The sequence below is a fragment of the Dehalobacter sp. DCA genome (genome assembly GCF_000305775.1).
Taxonomy (GTDB): Bacteria; Bacillota; Desulfitobacteriia; order Desulfitobacteriales; family Syntrophobotulaceae; genus Dehalobacter; species Dehalobacter alkaniphilus.
In genome coordinates, this window is record NC_018866.1 from 718,764 (window position 1) to 736,669 (window position 17,906).

The 17,906-nt window shown below is 45.8% G+C and carries 14 protein-coding genes; 2 read left to right on the forward strand and 12 right to left on the reverse strand.

The window, feature by feature from the left end:
- Positions 1-46: 46 nt before the first annotated feature.
- The 12 genes from DHBDCA_RS03420 to DHBDCA_RS03475 all read right to left on the reverse strand — a co-directional run bounded on the left by DHBDCA_RS03420 (position 47) and on the right by DHBDCA_RS03475 (position 14,799).
- Positions 47-1,936, reverse strand: coding sequence for an ABC-F family ATP-binding cassette domain-containing protein (locus tag DHBDCA_RS03420; protein WP_015042765.1), 1,890 nt, complete (start codon positions 1,934-1,936; stop codon positions 47-49).
- A 116-nt stretch (positions 1,937-2,052) separates the two neighbouring features.
- A complete protein-coding gene (locus tag DHBDCA_RS03425) occupies positions 2,053-2,898 on the reverse strand; it encodes an alpha/beta fold hydrolase (protein ID WP_015042766.1) in 846 nt (281 codons plus the stop codon).
- A gap of 50 nt (positions 2,899-2,948) precedes the next feature.
- A complete protein-coding gene (locus DHBDCA_RS03430) occupies positions 2,949-3,509 on the reverse strand; it encodes a PadR family transcriptional regulator (protein WP_015042767.1) in 561 nt (186 codons plus the stop codon).
- Positions 3,510-3,629: 120 nt separating this feature from the next.
- Positions 3,630-4,673, reverse strand: coding sequence for a DMT family transporter (locus tag DHBDCA_RS03435; RefSeq protein ID WP_015042768.1), 1,044 nt, complete (start codon positions 4,671-4,673; stop codon positions 3,630-3,632).
- A gap of 48 nt (positions 4,674-4,721) precedes the next feature.
- Complete coding sequence (locus tag DHBDCA_RS03440; protein ID WP_015042769.1) at positions 4,722-5,549, reverse strand: carbon-nitrogen hydrolase family protein; 828 nt, start codon at positions 5,547-5,549, stop codon at positions 4,722-4,724.
- A 224-nt stretch (positions 5,550-5,773) separates the two neighbouring features.
- A complete protein-coding gene (nuoB, locus tag DHBDCA_RS03445; RefSeq protein WP_015042770.1) occupies positions 5,774-6,589 on the reverse strand; it encodes an NADH-quinone oxidoreductase subunit NuoB in 816 nt (271 codons plus the stop codon).
- 446 nt (positions 6,590-7,035) lie between these two features.
- Positions 7,036-8,709 (reverse strand): hydrogenase large subunit, encoded by a 1,674-nt coding sequence (locus DHBDCA_RS03450; protein ID WP_015042771.1) that lies wholly within the window; start codon positions 8,707-8,709, stop codon positions 7,036-7,038.
- A gap of 260 nt (positions 8,710-8,969) precedes the next feature.
- On the reverse strand, positions 8,970-10,457 hold the full coding sequence (locus tag DHBDCA_RS03455; RefSeq protein ID WP_015042773.1) for a hydrogenase 4 subunit F: 1,488 nt from the start codon (positions 10,455-10,457) through the stop codon (positions 8,970-8,972).
- Between the two features lie 11 nt (positions 10,458-10,468).
- Positions 10,469-11,128 (reverse strand): NADH-quinone oxidoreductase subunit K, encoded by a 660-nt coding sequence (locus DHBDCA_RS03460; RefSeq protein WP_015042774.1) that lies wholly within the window; start codon positions 11,126-11,128, stop codon positions 10,469-10,471.
- Complete coding sequence (locus tag DHBDCA_RS03465) at positions 11,121-12,116, reverse strand: respiratory chain complex I subunit 1 family protein (RefSeq protein ID WP_015042775.1); 996 nt, start codon at positions 12,114-12,116, stop codon at positions 11,121-11,123. The genes DHBDCA_RS03460 and DHBDCA_RS03465 overlap by 8 nt, the downstream gene beginning before the upstream one ends.
- Before the next feature lie 40 nt (positions 12,117-12,156).
- Complete coding sequence (locus tag DHBDCA_RS03470; protein ID WP_015042776.1) at positions 12,157-14,208, reverse strand: proton-conducting transporter transmembrane domain-containing protein; 2,052 nt, start codon at positions 14,206-14,208, stop codon at positions 12,157-12,159.
- A gap of 33 nt (positions 14,209-14,241) precedes the next feature.
- Positions 14,242-14,799, reverse strand: coding sequence for a TetR/AcrR family transcriptional regulator (locus tag DHBDCA_RS03475; protein WP_015042777.1), 558 nt, complete (start codon positions 14,797-14,799; stop codon positions 14,242-14,244).
- A gap of 172 nt (positions 14,800-14,971) precedes the next feature.
- On the opposite strand from DHBDCA_RS03475, the gene DHBDCA_RS03480 reads away from it, so the two are divergent.
- Both DHBDCA_RS03480 and DHBDCA_RS03485 read left to right on the forward strand, forming a co-directional pair.
- Positions 14,972-16,204: a Ger(x)C family spore germination protein gene (locus DHBDCA_RS03480; RefSeq protein WP_015042778.1), complete on the forward strand. Its 1,233-nt coding sequence runs from the start codon at positions 14,972-14,974 to the stop codon at positions 16,202-16,204.
- A gap of 83 nt (positions 16,205-16,287) precedes the next feature.
- Positions 16,288-17,898 (forward strand): spore germination protein, encoded by a 1,611-nt coding sequence (locus DHBDCA_RS03485; protein WP_015042779.1) that lies wholly within the window; start codon positions 16,288-16,290, stop codon positions 17,896-17,898.
- Positions 17,899-17,906: the final 8 nt, after the last annotated feature.

The following is a 17,906-nucleotide window of genomic DNA, read 5'->3' on the forward strand; positions in this document are numbered from 1 at the left end:
AATCAAGTAGTCATTATAACATAAGTAATCAGCGTTTGTCGAAGGATTATAATTTCGCAGCAGCAATTTTTTCAGCAAGATCGTTCAGATAAATCCAGCGTTCCATCTTGCAGGCAATGGCACATTCCAGCTCTTCTTTCTCGGAAAGCAATTCCTGCAATTTGGCATAGTTACTGGTCTCCCGCGAAATGGTTTCATCCAGTGTACGCAAGTTTGCTTCGAGCTGTGCAATCTCTTCTTCGATCTTTCCGTATTCCTGTTCTTCCTTGTAGGTAAACTTCAATTTTTTCCTGGGTTCGGCGGCTTCACCCTGGGGATCAGTACAATTAAATTGGTCTGAAATGCCCATGTTGCTTGAAGTGATTAAAGTATTTGAAGTACTTGAAGTACTTGAAGTACTTGAAGTACTTGAAGGGCTGTTTCTCTTAGAACTATCTTTTTCTTCTCTGCCCTTATCCGTAATTTGTTCCAGATAATCCGAATAGCCGCCGACATATTGCCGCAGTGTCCCATCTTCCTGGAATTCAAAGATCCGGTCTACGACTTTATCCAGGAAATAACGGTCATGGGAGACGACGACCACAGCACCGTTGAAGTTCTCCAGGTAATCTTCCAGAATGCTCAGCGTCTCAATATCCAGATCATTGGACGGCTCGTCCAGCAGCAGAATGTTCGGGGCTTTCATCAACACGCTGAGCAGATAAAGCCGTCTGCGTTCGCCGCCGGAAAGCTTGGCAATCGCATTCCACTGTAAATCAGCTGGAAACAGGAAGCGTTCCAGCATTTGCGTGGCAGTCACTGTTCCGTCCACCGTCTCAATGTTTTCGGCAATACCCCGAATATAGGCGATGACGCGCTGAGAGGGGTCCATCTCTTCGCTTTCCTGTGAAAAATAACCGTTCCTGACGGTTTCCCCTGTAACGATCGTCCCGCTGTCCGGTTCAACCAAGCCCATGATCATTTTTAACAGGGTCGATTTGCCGCAGCCGTTTTTGCCAACAATGCCTATTCTGGCGTCACGCAGGATGATATGGTCAAAATCCCGGATCAGCATTTTTTCGGCGTAGGATTTTGCGATATGGTTCATTTCAATGGTCTTTTTGCCAAGGCGGGATGCTACCGAACTGAGGTTCAGCTTCTCCCCGGCTGCCGGTTTATCTCTCTCGCTTAATTGTCTGAAACGCTCAATCCGTTCTTTGCTTTTCGTCCCTCTAGCTCTGGCACCGCGGCTAATCCACTCCAGTTCTCTCCGGAAGAGACTGCTGTTTTTTCTTTCCGTGCTGATTTCCATTTCTTCGCGCTGGGCTTTCAGCTCCAAATACTTGGTATAATTCGCCGGATAGCTGTACAGATTTCCCTGACTGATCTCAATCATACGGTTGGTTACCCTGTCGAGGAAATAGCGGTCGTGCGTGATCATGATAATCGCTCCGCTGTATTTTCGCAGATAATTTTCCAGCCAAAGGACCATCTCATTGTCCAAATGGTTGGTCGGTTCATCCAGAATCAGGATCTCACTGGGTTTGACCAGTGTACGCGCGATCGCAACGCGTTTCTTTTCTCCGCCTGACAGGAAACTAACGTCCATCGAGAAATCCGTAATACCCAGTCTGGTTAGAATGGACTTGGCTTCATATTCCATTAAATCCCGGACTTCGGATGAGGCTCCCAGAAATACCTGTTCCAAAACCGTCAGATGCTCACCAAAAACGGGATTTTGCGGAAGATAACTGATTCTGACTCCGGAAGCCGACGTAACGGCTCCGGCATCAGGGGTCTCTATACCGGCAATAATCTTTAAAAAGGTCGATTTACCGGTACCATTAATCCCAATCACACCGATTTTGTCTCCCTCATTAATAAATAGAGACATATCTTTTAAGAGTTTTTTCTCACTATAACTTTTCGTAATCTTTTCTGCCGATAATAGAATCAAATGAAAGCACCTCACACTGGCTAAAAATAGTTTCGCATTCCCACGCGGTAAAATAACTCCTTCCAAAGGCAGCCAATGTTAAAGATATCATATCACGCCTAAAATTTCTAATAACATTATTCCTGAATTAAAAAATCATAGATTTCCGTGGTTAGATTGGTAAGTGTATGGCCTGCCTCGGGTAGAATATTAATCTTGGCCTGCGGAACTAATGTTTCCATCCGCCGAGCAGTCTTCGCCGAATGAAGCATGATATCTTTGCCGCCGACAAATAAAACTACCGGCATCGTCAAGTATTTCAGTTCCTGATCGGAAAAAATGGGTATCATTTCACGGCGAAAGTTGAAACTCTTGCCAATCAGTAATTGATAGTCCAGCACAATGTCGGGAATAGGCTGATTGCCATTCACTTTATAGAAGAGCTTTTTTAGCCCGCGATCTCCAAAACACATATAGAACATCGCTGTAAAAAGGAAAGAACCCTTTTGCGGTCCGACTCCGGATGGGCAAAGCAAGACAAGCTTTTCTACTTTTTCCGGCCGGAAAACAGCATACTTGATTGCAAGCCATGCACCTAAAGAAATCCCGATCAGACTTGCTTTGTTGATCGATAACGCTTTGAAGACATCATCAAGCCACTCCGCATAAGCAGAACTGTCGAAAGGCAACTGTTCTTCGGCGCTTTTTCCTGGTTCCCCTGGAATATCGACTGCATAGACGCGAAAATGCTTCGTATAGGTCGGCATATCACCCAGCCACATCACGGAATTCATCCCGCTGCCATGGAGAAGAATCAGCGGCGGCGCGTTCGGATCTCCTCCTGCTAAAACAAACGTTTTGCCATACCGAGTAGTCAGATGGATCGTCTCATATTGCACTGACCATTGTTCCAATAAAGCATCATACATTCTGAGAACTTCTTTTTTCCCTTCCGGAGTGCGGAAGGCCATCCCGTTTTTCATAGCTTTCCCTCCATTCGATATTCATCTGCCATTTTCTTCTTGTCGTTTATTCATTGCTGGAAATCGCTGCCGAGCTTATTCCGGACCGTTTCCAGCCAACTCAGTTCACTTTCATAGGATGAAATGATATTCTCTTGAATCATCTCCCACATAGTAAGTTCCCTTCTGCTTCTGGCTGGTGAAAACCTGCCTCTGCGGCTTTTCTCTTTTTCCAGTATGATCTGCATTTTAATTTGCTCTTCATATGCCGACAGCAGGCTTTTCAATTCCTCATCATTCAGGAGATCCGACCAGGCAAGCTGTATCAGAAACGTTTTTTTGATTTCCGCGATTTCCGGTGTTGAAAGCACCCATTTTTTCAATTCTACGATCCCTTCTGCCGTGATCGTATATATTTTTTTGGCAGGTGAACTTTCCTGCATCTGGATTTCATTGGTCACAAAACCCAGGTTCAGCAGTTCAACCAAGGCTTTATAGATCTGATTGTTATTGCCGGACCAATACATAAAAGATGAATCCTGAATAATTTTTTTCAGATCATACCCCGTCAGAGACTGCGTACTGAGAATTCCCAGAATCGCATAATTAATGGACATCATCATGGACATCATTTTTTCTTCACTTCCATTCAAAATAATACAGTAACATATGTTATTAATAACATATGTTACTGTATTTGTAAAGTGCTATCCCATTTATAAAAAGTTTTAATATCAAATAAGGTTAAATGTTTAATGCTTGTGATGCATATCCGGTGCATGATGATGCGCATGTTCTATGGTTTCATGTTCGTGCGGATGACTGTGTTCCCCTGATGTAAAATCACCGTGAACATGGGTATGATGGCCGTCACCATGATGATGGCGATGCTCATGACACAACACTTCGTGACTATGTTGATGGTCATGTTTCTCCCTAGCCGCATAATAGGCCCCGAATATCATTAGAATGGCTGCAATGATAAAATTATTTGTTATGGGTTCTTTGGCGACAATAAAAGATAAGCCGACGCCAATAAACGGTGCAACAGCATAATAGGCGCTTGTTCTGGCCGCCCCGAGGTCTCTCTGGGCTCTGACATAGAAAAAGATACTGAGACCATAAGCGAAGAATCCCAGTATAAGCGTAAAAAGAATATAGCTGTAATCGGCTGTCATTTGCTTGGTGACAAAGGCAATGAGCAAGGAACCTGTTCCAGATCCCAATCCTTTGATAACAACGATCTGCATAGGATCTTTCAGCGAAAGCATTTTCGTAAAATTATTCTCTAATCCCCAGCAGAGACAGGCCAGCAGGACAAATATGGAACCCGCCGAAAAAGAAAGTCCTTGAATATCTTTTAAAGATAAGAGCATGCTGGAAGCCGTAATGAGAATGATTGCTGTCCAAAGTCTTTGCCCGATTGTCTCCTTAAAGAGCCACAAGGCAAGAAGTGCCGTCGCCGCAATTTCAAAATTGCTCAGTAGAGCTACATTAGCAGCCGCAGTCGTACTCAATCCGACCAGAAGCAGAATAGGCGCACTAATATCCAAAATCACCATTCCAATTGTAAAGGGCAGATCCTTCCTGGCAATACCTGCTTCTTTAGATAATGGCCTATTTACTTTAATGATCAATCGCAGCGCGAACATGCCGGTGCCAGCACCCAGATAAAGAAGTGCAGCAATCATGATCGGAGATAAATGGGACAATAGCAATTTGGACAATGGCGTGCTTATACCGAAAAGTGCAGCTGCTAGGAGTGCCTGGAATACTGCAAATTTTTGTTTCTGCATCGAACCCCCTCCTGCCTTATTTTGTCATATTCTCCGCGTTAGTGATGATCATTTTGAAGTCAATTGGTACAGGTCTGATCTTCTCTGGGTAAGCAGCGGTAATTCACGGCGGACTTTAGCCACTTCAGCCAGGTCAATATCCTGAATGATACAACCTTCGCGTTCATCCATTTGCTGCAGGACGTTTCCCCACGGTCCCACCATCATCGTGTGCCCCCAGGACGTATATCCGGCTTCCTGATCACGGGCCGGAGCAGCGCCCACCGTAAAAACCTGATTATCCACTGCCCGTGTTCGGAACAGGATCTCCCAGTGGGCCGGCCCGGTCGTCATATTAAAGGCTCCCGGCACAATAATCATTTTAGCGCCCTGATCGACCATAAGTCTTGCCAGTTCCGGAAAGCGCAAGTCATAGCAAATACAGATTCCCATCGTTCCGAATTCCGTATCAAATACAGTGGCCTTGTTTCCAGGGCTTAAGGTATCCGATTCCCGAAATTGCTGTCCGCCCTCAATATCAATATCAAAAAGATGAACTTTGCGGTGTTTGCCTATTTGCCTACCTTGGCGGTCAAACACATACGAAGTGTTATAAATCTTGTTCTCCTGGTCTTTTTCCGGCATCGAACCTGCAACGAGATATATCTTATACTGTACGGCCAGAGATGAGAGCTTCTGCCAGAATGCCCCGCCCTCTTCCTCCGCATAATCAGGAAATAAAGACGTCTGATACGGGCAGTTAAACATTTCCGGCAGAATGACCAGATCAACATTCTCTTTAGCCAGGCTGTCCAAATGTTGTTGGAGACGGTCGAGGTTCTCCGATTTGTCTGGAGAGACTTTTAACTGAAGCGCCGCAGTTCGAACAATAGACAAGATGATCCATCCTTTACAAGTTTTTTATTTATACATTCTCAATTTTATCCAAGCTAATAATATAGCACGAAAAAAATCCTAAAATACTTCTATTTAGGATTCTTATCTGCTTACTATCCATTATCATACACGTCCGGAAAAAGTCAACTAGTAGACCGATTCGTACTGCTCCATGCCATTCATAGTAACGTGATACTAGTTCTCCATGGCCGTCGAAGTAATATTTACTTCATCCGGTCCAGCGCTTTCAAGATGCCGTAAATAATGGCCTGAGGCCGTGGTGGGCAGCCAGGGATATACACATCGACCGGTACAATGGTATCGATGCCGTTGTTGGTGGCATAGGAGTCCTTAAAAATGCCGCCGCTGCAAGCGCAGGCGCCCACTGCCACGACCAGTTTTGGATCAGGTGCTGCATGATACGTCTTCACCAGCGCTTGCTGCATATTTCTGGTTGCGGTGCCTGTCACCAAAAGCATATCGGCATGTCTTGGCGACGCCACAAAACTGATCCCGAGCCTTTCAATATCGTTGACAGGATTGTTCAGCGCATTGATCTCATAATCACAGCCGTTGCAGGAGCCGGAATCCACTTCTCTGATCTGCAGGCTCCGGCCGAACATTTTTTTAATCTTTGCTTCCAGGTCCCTGCAAACCGCTTTATAGGAGGTGTCAGGCAGGTTATTTTCATCAATAATCAGCGTTTGATTTTTGACAGCCACTGTTTTATCCACGTGGAGCATTGCTTTATCCTTTTCAGCCAGCTCAAATTGATTGGTGGTTGTTACTGCGCCTGTAGGACAGACTTCTTCACACAGCACACAGAAGATGCACGCGTCATAGTTAATCCCAATGATGCCTGCTTCCTTAGCCATCACGATTGCCTGAGAGGGACAGCGCAGGACACATTCCCCGCAAAAACTGCACTTTTCAGGATTGATTTCGGTCTGCCCCAGAAACTGACCGCCGCTGGCGGGTATTTTGGGATATTCCTGGGTAAGCCTTGGGTATTGGATGATTTTTTTTAGCGTCTTAAACATTTCTTAGTCTTCCTTACTCGTACAGTGTATTTTGATCAATAGGTGAATTAGTATCTTGGATTAGTATCTTGGTTAGTATCTTGGGCCTGTCTGCATGCCACAATTCCGCTTTCGGCCATTGTGTCATCCTTGACACAAAAGGCCGCGCTACGCACTCCATGCTCCGCTTGACGCTGGAACCGTGGCACGCAGACTAATTAAAAGCTGGTTAAGTATGTCTTGCATGCAAGACATTGATATGGTTAATTGATTAAAGTAAGTTGTACGATTACACCTAAAAAATATGCAAGCCTACTTGAATATGCATAAGATCAGTCTGGGGGCCACAGTTCCACTGTGAGCGGAGCAGGATTGCGCAGCGCGGCCTTTTGTGCCACGGATGGCACAAAGGCCGGAAAGTGGTATTGTGGCCCCCAGACTTGCCCCAGATCGCGGTAAACCGCTCTTTAGAGATCGTTCCCTGCGTAGGAAAGGTTAAAGCTTTTATTGATCAGCGGAAAATCCGGCACAATATTGCCTTTGACGGCATGACAGAGGGCTGGCCAGTTGCAGAAAGACGGCGTCCGTATTTTATAGCGGTACACAGTATTGTTCTCGCCTGTCATCAGCCAGTGGATGTTTTCGCCGCGCGGGGCTTCGGTCAAGCCGAAAGCAAAGCGATACGGTTCAACAGCCTCAACAAGTTTCAGTACTTTCCCTGAAGGCATTTGATTGATCGCCTGGATCATCAGGTTAATGGATTCGAAGCACTCCTCTATTTTGGTATTCAGCCGGCAGTTGATATCGCCGTTGTAATGTTCCGGGATATTAAAATTGAGCTGCGGATAAGCTTCGTACGGGAAAGATTTCCGAACATCATAGCGCAGTCCTGAAGCCCTGCCGCCGGGGCCGACCGTATTCAGATCGGCGGCAATTTTCTGATCTAGAATACCGGTATTTTCTATCCTGTCAATAAATAAACTGTTGGCTTTAATAATCTCGACAGTGTCCTCAAGCTCGTGGCAAATTTTATTCAGCTGGGCAATCAGACTGGTTTCCTTTCCTGCCACAAAGTCTTTTCTAATCCCGCCCGGCTTATTGACACTTCGCAGAAAGCGCATGCCGCATAGCTCATCGGCTAAAGCATAAGCCCAGCCTCTGATCATCCGGAACTGGAACGTCGCAAACCCGTAAGCAGCGTCAAGACAAACACCGCCGAGATCGCCCAGATGACTGGTGAGTCTCTCCAACTCGGCAAAAATGACCCGGGTGTAGGCTGCCCTGACCGGAGCTTCGATTCCGACAATCTTTTCGATGGCCTGACAGTACGCCAGGGAATTGGCAAAGGTCTCATCTCCTGAAATCCGTTCCGAAATATACAGGCATTTCTCAATGCTTTGCTGTTCGGCCAGTTTCTCTATTCCTTTATGGACAAAGTACAATTGTGCTTCAAGATTAATGATCGGTTCTCCGGCCACACTGAAACGGAAATGGCCCGGTTCGATGATTCCGGCATGGACAGGTCCGACCGGAATCTCATAGACCCCTTCACCTTCAACCTTACGGAAATTAATCTCTTCTGCCGCCCGCTGCGGTCTGTATCCGGCTGGAAAAGCTTTATGCAGCGGATAAACCCCGTTCGGCCAGTTGCTATGAAAAACCAGTCTTTTGGCATCCGGGTGGCCTAACGGGATGATTCCGAATAAATCCTTGATTTCCCGCTCGTACGCTGCCGCAGCTTGGATAATATTGCTGATGGATGGCATTTCCATTTTGTCGGGACTGACCGACGTTTTCACCACCACAAGCAGTGCCTCCTGTCTGTCCGCAAAAACGTAATAAACGCCAAAGCAGGAATTCTGACTTTGTTCATCATTGGCAAACATCAAGACAAGCGGATAATCCAGTTCTTTATTCAAGTAGGCGCATATTCCGGGAACACTTTCCGAAGCTGTTTTCAGATAAAGCTCATGATCCTGGCTATTCCTGTTTCTCCCGCCAATATCGGCCAACTCTGCAACGAAGAACTTTTCTGCGATTATTTGTTTTAATTCGGATGCCTTCATCATCTCTACCTCTATTTTCAGCAATATTTCATTGACTAGTACAACGTTCTCAAATTCCCTGCTCAAATAATTCATCCAAGCTTGATTACCCTAAATGAGGTCTGGGGATCACAATTTCAGCGTTAAGCGGAGCATGGAGGCGGAGCGCGGCTTTTTGCGCCACGGATGGCGCAACAGCCGAAAGCGGAATTGTGGTGCACAGGTCAACCCGGGAGTTTAACGCAATCATAATCATATATTTGAGTATTTATTACAGGAACTTGTACTAACAGATCGATTCGTAAATATGTTGCTGTCTTTAAACCATTTTGTTTTAACAGGATTTACGAATCCCTTTATTGGATTGTACCTAGGATAATGCCCTGAGCCTGAATAATCAGCTCCCGGACACTTTCCGGCAGATAGATCCCACCGGCTGTAACGGCCACCAACAGAACAGCCAGGCAGATGGTCCCGGGGATGTTGATTTCTCCTGTCCTGGGATCAGCAGCCTCTATACTATCCGGCTTACCATAAAACATTTTAAAAAGCGTCACAGCTATGCCGGCAAAAACAATCGCCAGTAGCAGAATGAACACAATTCCGACCCAAAGACTGGACTGGTTGAAGATTGCGGCGATAATGCTGAACTCACTCGCAAATACACTGAAGGGCGGTGTTCCGGCAATTGCAAACAAACCGAGCAGAAAGACCGTTCCCGAAACAGGCAACGTCTTCAGAATCCCTTTGATCTTGAAAATCTGTTTGGTGTCATATTTCTGCATGATATTGCCGGCAGATAAAAACAGCATGGATTTGGTCAGTGAGTGATTGATCATATGCAGCAACCCGCCAAAAACGGACAACGGTGTAAAGATCCCGATCGCAACAGCGATAATTCCCATATGTTCAATACTGGAATAAGCCAGAAGCCGCTTATAATCCTTCTGCGTCAGAATGAATACCGCTGCGGTGGCAATCGATAAAATCCCGATACCGATGAGGAGCCGCCCGGTAAAGCTGCTGCTGCCCTGATTGTGATTCACAATGGCCGTCGTCCGGATAATTCCATACATCGCACTGTTCAGAAGAACACCGGACAGCATAGCACTGATCGGTGATGGAGCCTGACTGTGCGCATCAGGCAGCCAGGTATGCATCGGAGCAAGACCGGCTTTCGTCCCGAATCCGACCAAAATAAAGATAAACGCCAGGCGCAGGACGGAACTTTTTAAGGATGCCGCGTTGGTATACAGCGCCGTCCAGTCCAAAAATGAGCCACTTTCCAAAATTCCGGCCGAAGAAAGGTGCAGCAAAATGATACCCAGCAGGGCAACCGCAATGCCGACAGAACAGATAATTACATACTTCCACGCCGCTTCAAGCGCATAGCGATTGTTATAAAAGCCGACCAAAAAGGCTGAGGCCAGCGTTGTCGCTTCGATCGCAATCCACATCAGACCCATGTTTTTGACTGTCAGCGCCAGTACCATCGTAAAAATAAAAGTCACCATCAGCATATAGTACAGCCGAATTTTTTTGACCGGCAGCTTACCCTGTCTGACTTCTTCCTCAAGATAACCGATCGAAAAGATGGCCGCCATCAAACCTATCGTCAGGACAATATCCAGAATCATCATGCTCAGAGCATCGAGATAAAAAAATCCGCCCAGCGAAGAATAGGCAATCGCTCCATATCGTATGACTCTATGGGTCAGAATGGCTGCAATGATCAGCAGCAGCACGGCTGATGAGACATTGACGAGGTGCTGCAGCCGCTTAGGTTTAAGTATAAAGAGCAGCAGTAAGGCAATGATTGGAATGACCAGAAGTAAAAAGCCCATATCGTTGTATCTTATCCTTTCAGATTATTGAGTTGATCCGTATCAATGGAGTCAAATTGGTCATTAATTCGAAACGTCAGCATACCCATGATCAGAACGAAGGTCACCAGGTCAATGAATATCCCAAGGTCCACAATGAAAGGCATTCCCTGCGTTGCGAGCATGGCCGTGATATACAGACCGTTTTCGATGACCAGAAAGCCAATGATTTGTCCAAGCGCTTTTTTACGGCTGATCATAAAGAAAAGGCCGATCCAGATCACGGAAACCGAGTTGACGAGCTGCATATTGGACATCCCCTGGCTGCTGCCGTCAATCGTTACCAGCGTGAAATAAGAAAAAATAACCAGTCCGCAGCAGACCAAAACCAGGATCGGAATATTCAGGATAAAGTCTTTTTCAACTTTGTACCTTACAGAGGCATATGTCCTGTTCAGAAGACCCGGAATGTAGATGACTTTCAGAACAACAATCAGGATACAGATAATCAAAATATCCCAGCGTCCTTCGTCCAACAGGCTTCTGACTCCCATGACCCCGGCAGCCAGAGCAATCAGCATGGACTGAATCCGGAAAGACTTGATATAGGAGCTGATTCGTTTATTGGCCATAAGCACAAAAGAAGAAAGTAAAATCAGCACAGACAAGGTTTCCAAAAGATTTTCAGACATGATAACCTCCCAGGATAAAGAATTGCAAAATTCCCAGAAAAGCGAGAATAAAAGATAAGGCAGCCAGATTCGGGATGCTGAAAAGCTTAAACTTAACGGTATTGACTTCAATCAATGCGATGACCACCGCCATAAGGACCACTTTGAGCAAATAAAGCAGAAGTGACAAAATAACAGCGCCGAAGCCCATAAACGGAATCAGCTGGTCATGCGGAATGAATAAATTCACAAAAAGTGTTATAAAAACCAACTGTTTCACTGCTGCGCCGTATTCCAACAAAGCTAGGTGCCGGCCTGAATACTCCAGGATCATCGCTTCATGCACCATCGTTAATTCCAGATGGGTGGACGGATCATCGACCGGGATCCTGGATGTCTCTGCAATGATAATGATCAGCAGCGCCAACCCCACCATCATATAAACCGGATGAGCCAAAGGAAACCCTGTAACCTGTACGGTCTGCATAATGCGAGGCAGTGAAGTGGACCCGGAAAGGAGGCCTACCGTAAACAGGGTTACAAGGATGGATGGTTCAATCAGTGAAGAAATCATGGCCTCCCTGCTGCTTCCCATCCCGCCGAAGGTACTCCCCGTATCCAGGGCTGCAGCCATCATAAAAAACCTGCCGAGTGCCAGGATGGAAACGAGCATAATAAAATCACCCGGAATCAGAACCGGTACAATCTTGGTTGACACAGGAACCAGTAGCGCGGCAGTCAGAGCTGTCGCAAAAACGATATACGGAGCTGCCTTGTAAATCCACGAAGATACCTCTGAAACGACAGAGGTCTTTTGCAGCAGTTTATAAAGATCAAAATACATCTGCAAGACAGGCGCACCTTTGCGCTTTTGGGTCAAAGCCTTGACCTTTTTGATCAGGCCGCCCACAAGCGGTGCAGCCAAAAGAATCACAATCAGTTGAATGATTATATAGGCGATGCTGTTCATTGCTTCATTTCCTATCCTTCCCGGTGTACAGTCTTTCATTAAACTTCTGCCTCGAATGCCAATCCCTCAGTCAAATTGTTTAAGCCAAACGGTTATAGAGCATCAGTAAGAGAACCGCCGCAAATATATAGATCAAATAACTATGGATGCTGCCGGTTTGAATTTTATACTTTGTTCTTTGGGAAAATTTCTGAAGTCTTTTGATGACAGGATGATAGAGGTAATCTTCAAATATCGAGGCGACCGTCGTCGCATATTCGATCGACTCCGGATAATAGAAGGAGTCTCCCTCTGTCGTAATTTTCCTGGTTGGTCTGAACAGGATCCTGAAAACAATCTTGATCGGTTTGGAAAAACCTGTCGCGCTGTACTGCATGCGTGCATTCAGCGCTTCAAAGCCGCAGTCCCACGTTCCGTATTTTTGTTCGATATATTTACCGCCAACGATCCGGATGACCAGAAGCGTAAACAGGATGATTCCGGCCAAAGCCAGGACCAGGGCCACCGGAGATATAATGCCCGGGGAAACCGTCAGCGGATAATAAACCAGCATAAAGCCTCCCTGAAGCTGACTGAAGACTGAGCCGCCGCCGAGACTGCCAACGACCGGATCCAAGAGCTTTAAGATCGTTAACGGAAAAAGTCCGATCCCGAGACAGATCAACGCAAGAATGCCCATACCGATATTCATGGTTTTGGGAACTTCCTGCGCATTCGCGGCTTGTTCGCTTCGCGGAAGGCCTAGAAAGGATATCCCGAACAGCTTCACAAAACAGGCTGCAGCCAACGCTCCGGTCAAAGCCAATGCTGCCACGGCGACAGCCGAAAAGAAGTTTAGGCCGAACTGTCCGGGCAGTATATTGGCAAATAAGGACTGATATGTCAGCCATTCACTGATAAAGCCATTAAACGGTACAATTGCCGATATGGCCAAAGAAAAGCACAGGATCATGAAACCGGTAACGGGCATCTTTTTCAGAAGCCCGCCAAGTTTTTCGATGTCTTTAGTATGTACGGCATATTGAATTGCTCCGGCTCCGAGAAACAGACCCCCTTTAAACAGAGTATGGTTGAACGTATGCAGCAGCGCTGCTGATAAGGCCAGGCCGCCGATGAGCAAATGGTTCTGGGCAAAGGCGATATACGAGACCCCTAAGCCAATCAGGATAATCCCGATATTTTCTACGCTATGAAAGGCCAGCAGTCTTTTAATATTATGTTCCATCAAAGCATAGGCAACCCCAAGTACAGCTGACAGCATGCCCAGAACAAGAATGACAATTCCCCACCAGGTATTCTGCACGCCTAAATAGCAAAGCACAAAACGGATCAGTCCGTAGATGGCCGTCTTGATCATGATTCCCGACATCAGCGCCGAGACATTGCTCGGGGCAGCCGGGTGAGCGTAAGGCAGCCAGATATGCAGCGGGATAACGCCTGCTTTTGTGCCAAAGCCAACCAAAAATAAGATGAAGGCAATGTTTCTGGCCATTTCGGGGATTGCTGCGCCATTTTGAGCTATCGTCAGATCGAAGGAATGTGTATAGTGATAAATGATCATGAATCCAATTAAAAGACAAGCAGTTGCCAGATGGGTCATTACAATATATAACGTTCCGGCTTGCTGATTTTCTTCTTTTTCCGATTCAAATACTACCAGGAAATAAGACAGCAAAGACATTGCTTCCCAGGAGATATAGAAAAATACGGCATTGGCCGAGGTTAGTACAAAAAACATCGAAATGATAAACATTACATATAGAAAGTTAAACAGGCCGATGTTCCTTTTCCCGTTGTAATGGGATATATAGCCAATCGAGTAGATCGAAACACAAAAGACCAGGATCGACAGTGCCAGCACAAAGAAAGCAGAAAGATTGTCAATACTGATCTCCAGGGTAATGAACGGAATCGCGGATTGCAGTGAAAAAATGCTCAGTGTCTCGACTTCTGTGAAGATTTTCCCGATTGAAGCTGCCGCTGCGGCCACAGATGCCACAACACAGATCGCATTGACAATCATATTGCCGGTATTTTGTTTTTGAACAAAGAGATATCCGAGGGAAATGACAGCTCCGAGCAGATAGCCAAATATCGAGACTAGATATAAATGATGCAGTAAAAGCTCCATGAGACATTCGTCCTCCATATGTGAAATCAACATTTAACCATTTGAACAGATCCCCCGCCAGAAATTCTCCCAAATCTCCTCAAAATGGACAGTCACATCTTCAGGCTGATAAATGAGGATGCTTGACAGCAGCCCGTGAGTCATGGCCGTATAGGATATTGCCACGGATTCGGGATCCTGGCACCGGATAATCCCTTTATCCATATTGGCTTGAATAATACCTTTAACCATTTGAAACCGCTCTTCTGATAAGCAGTGGATTTTTGCGATCAGCGTTTCAGCGAAAGCTTTGGGTGGAAAAAGCAACAGCCTCTTCCAGAAATACAGTTTGGTCAGCGACTTGTCATAGTAATCGAGGATCATAACGAACATGCTTTTCAGATCATCACAATGCGCGTTGATTTCCAAGAAGTACTGGTTAATTTCCCGATTGATGACCGCATACAATAAATCTTCTTTACTGGAAAAGTGGGCATAGATCGATGCTTTTTGGATGCCAACTTCACTGGCAACTTCGGTTAGGGAAAACTCTGTCCCTTTGTCTGCAAACAATCTGAAAGCCGAGTCCATCAGCTTTTGCTTCGTTTCCACAGCAGTGTTCCTCCAAAAAACAAAATGCCTACCTAACGTTAGGTAGCCTTAATAAATTATAGGATTGACCCAATAACTTGTCAAGCTCTTTAGAAAAGTTCATAAAGTATCTTGCACCGGAAAATAATAGACTTATAACGTTCATCAAGAAGAAAAAAGTGAGGCGCTACCATTGAATAAACTACTGAAAAAACTCCGTTTTAAATACATAGGGACCTTCAGCGTTTTGCTCTCACTTTTATTATTCTGTTCAGGATGCTGGAGCAATAAGGAAGTCGAAACGCTAGCTTTTGTCACGCTAAGCAGCTTTGACTATACCCAAATCAACGGTCAGGATGTTTGGACTGCGGCTACGCTAGTCCTGGGAACACAAGGCAGTCAGGGACAGAATCAAGGAAAAGAGTCAAGTCCGAAAGTCAATACGGAACAGCTTTTTACCGGTCAGGGATCAACAATGCAAGATGCAATTAGAAATTATTCCGCAAAATTATCAACTGTCCCTTTTTATGGTTACGCTACAGGCTTTATTCTTGGGGAGGAGGCTGCCAAAGAAAAGGCACCTGAGATTATTGAACATTATGCCCGCTTCCCGCAGACCCGGCCACGCGATATCATTTTGGTGGCCAAAGGTGAAGCCAAGGAAATACTTAAGACGGGAGGCACGATGAACCAGTTGTTTTCTGAGGAAACGTCCCAGTTTATCGATTTAAAAGCCACAAACACCGGCAAATCTTATGGTATGTATTTCTATAAATTTGTATCCTGGCTGACAAGCACTGACCGCGATGCCGTTTTACCACAAATTAAGATTATGCCCTTGGAATCGGATAACAAAGAATCCGAAGCTAATCCCAAAACTGAGGCAAGCATTATCGAAGGCCTGGGTGTTTTTCAGGCTGGCCATTTGGTGGGCTGGCTTGATGAGGAACAAACCCTTGGTTTTCTGCTGCTGACGCAAAAAATCAGCAAAGGCCCGATTTCCATCCCCGTTCAGAAGGACGGAACCATGTTTAACTATTTTCTAAGCAGTTCAACGTATAAAGTAAAACCAGTCGTCACCAACGGAGAGATATCTTACCAGGTTACAATTCAGACAAAAGGAGAAATTGATGAAAATAACGGTTTAAGACTGACCAAAGAGGATATTGAGCAATTAGAACCTGTCATTAGTGAAAAACTAAAAAAAATAGCCACTGCAACAGTTAACCAGGCCAAAACCTACAAGGCTGATTTTTTGGGTTTCTCCGAAAAGCTGCATCACAAAGATCCCAAAACATTTCATGCTTTGGGATCGGAATGGCGGGAAGCTTTTGTAAAGGCTAGTGTTGAAATTAATGTGAAAGCAAAGATCATTAGCACCGGCAGATTGAAAGAAAAATTAGAAGTGAATCCTCCGAATGAATAAAATTCCTTTTAGAGGTGTTCATAAATTTTCCTTAACTGGTAAATAATACGCTATATCGTTAGATAGGATGAGGCCAACAAAAGATGTTTATCAATCGACTGACAAAAACCTTAAAAAGCTGGACAAATAAAGCACCTGAACCCACCTCTGCTCCGGAGCCTCCCAAAAAACAGCCGTTGTCCAGAAATTATGAGGATAACATAAAAAAACTGCAACAGCTTTTTGCCAATTGTGCGGATGTCCAGTTCCATCCATTTCAAATTAATTTGGAAGAACCGGTAAGGGCTTTCATTGTCTATGCCACAACCATCACGGACAATCAAGTGATCAGTGATTCTATACTGAAAACCCTGTTGGAAGAGACGCGCAAACTGCAGCAATTGACGAAGGGCGGCAACGCAAACCTGCTGCAGATCATTCAGGACAGCCTGCTGAATCTTACCGAAACCAGCACGGTTTCTAATCTGGATGAAGTCGAACGAAAAGTGTTTGCAGGCAATGCGGTTCTGATCATTGACGGTTCGTCTTCAGCCCTGGCTGCCGGGGTACGAGGCGGCGAAAATAGGTCCATTGTTGAGTCTGATACCGAACCAGGTGTGCGCGGGCCAAAGGATGGGTTCATCGAGTCCATCGATACAAACATGAGTCTTATCAGAAGACGTTTAAAAACCAGCAGACTTAAGCTGGAAACTTTAGAAGTTGGTGAGCTGACCCATACGAAAATTGCGATCTGCTATATTCAGGGGATCGTGAATGAACAACTGCTGCAGGAATTGAAGCAGCGGATTGGCAGAATCAAAACGGACAGTATCCTGGAAGGCAGTTACATCGAAGAACTGATTATGGATGAGCAATATTCCCTGTTTCCGCTGGTACAATACACGGAAAGGCCCGATAAGGTCACTGCCTCGCTGTTGGAAGGCAGAATCGCGATTCTGGTGGATAATTCTCCGATGCCGCTGCTCATTCCGGCGACATTTGTAACCATGCTGCAGGCAGCCGAGGATTATTATCACGGTTCAGTATTTGCGACATTTACAAGGCTTTTGCGCTTGATTGCCTTGAATTTGGCCTTGTTGCTGCCGTCAGTCACCGTTGCCGTCTTCTCCTTTCACCAGGAATTGTTGCCGACGCATCTCGTCAGTTCAGTGGCAGGAACAAGGCAGGGTTTACCGTTGCCAATTGCTTTGGAGATCCTTGTCATCGAGTTTACATTTGAACTTTTGCGGGAAGCAGGTGTCCGGCTGCCGAAAACCATCGGCCAGGCCATCAGCACGGTCGGCGGTTTGGTTATTGGCCAGGCAGCGGTCAATGCAGGCCTGGTCTCCCCAATCTCCGTTATTGTCGTAGCGACCACGGCAATCGCGTCTTTTTCGATCCCAAATTACGATGCCGGCTATGCGCTCAGGATACTGCGGTTTATGTTGATTTTACTGGCCAGCTTTCTGGGAGGAGTCGGTATCATGTTCGGCCTGATGATCATTCTGATCCATCTCTGCAGCCTGCGTTCTTTCGGTGTCCCTTATTTGATTCCGTTTGCTCCTTTAAGCCTTGGCGAAATCAAAGATATCCTGGTCCGGGCTCCATGGTGGGCAATGTCCAAACGGCCAAAGTCGTTCCGTTCGGTGAATCCTGTCCGGCAGAAAGACAACCAGGGGCCGTCGAAACCAAAGTATAGGAGGAAAAGGTCATAAATTCAGAA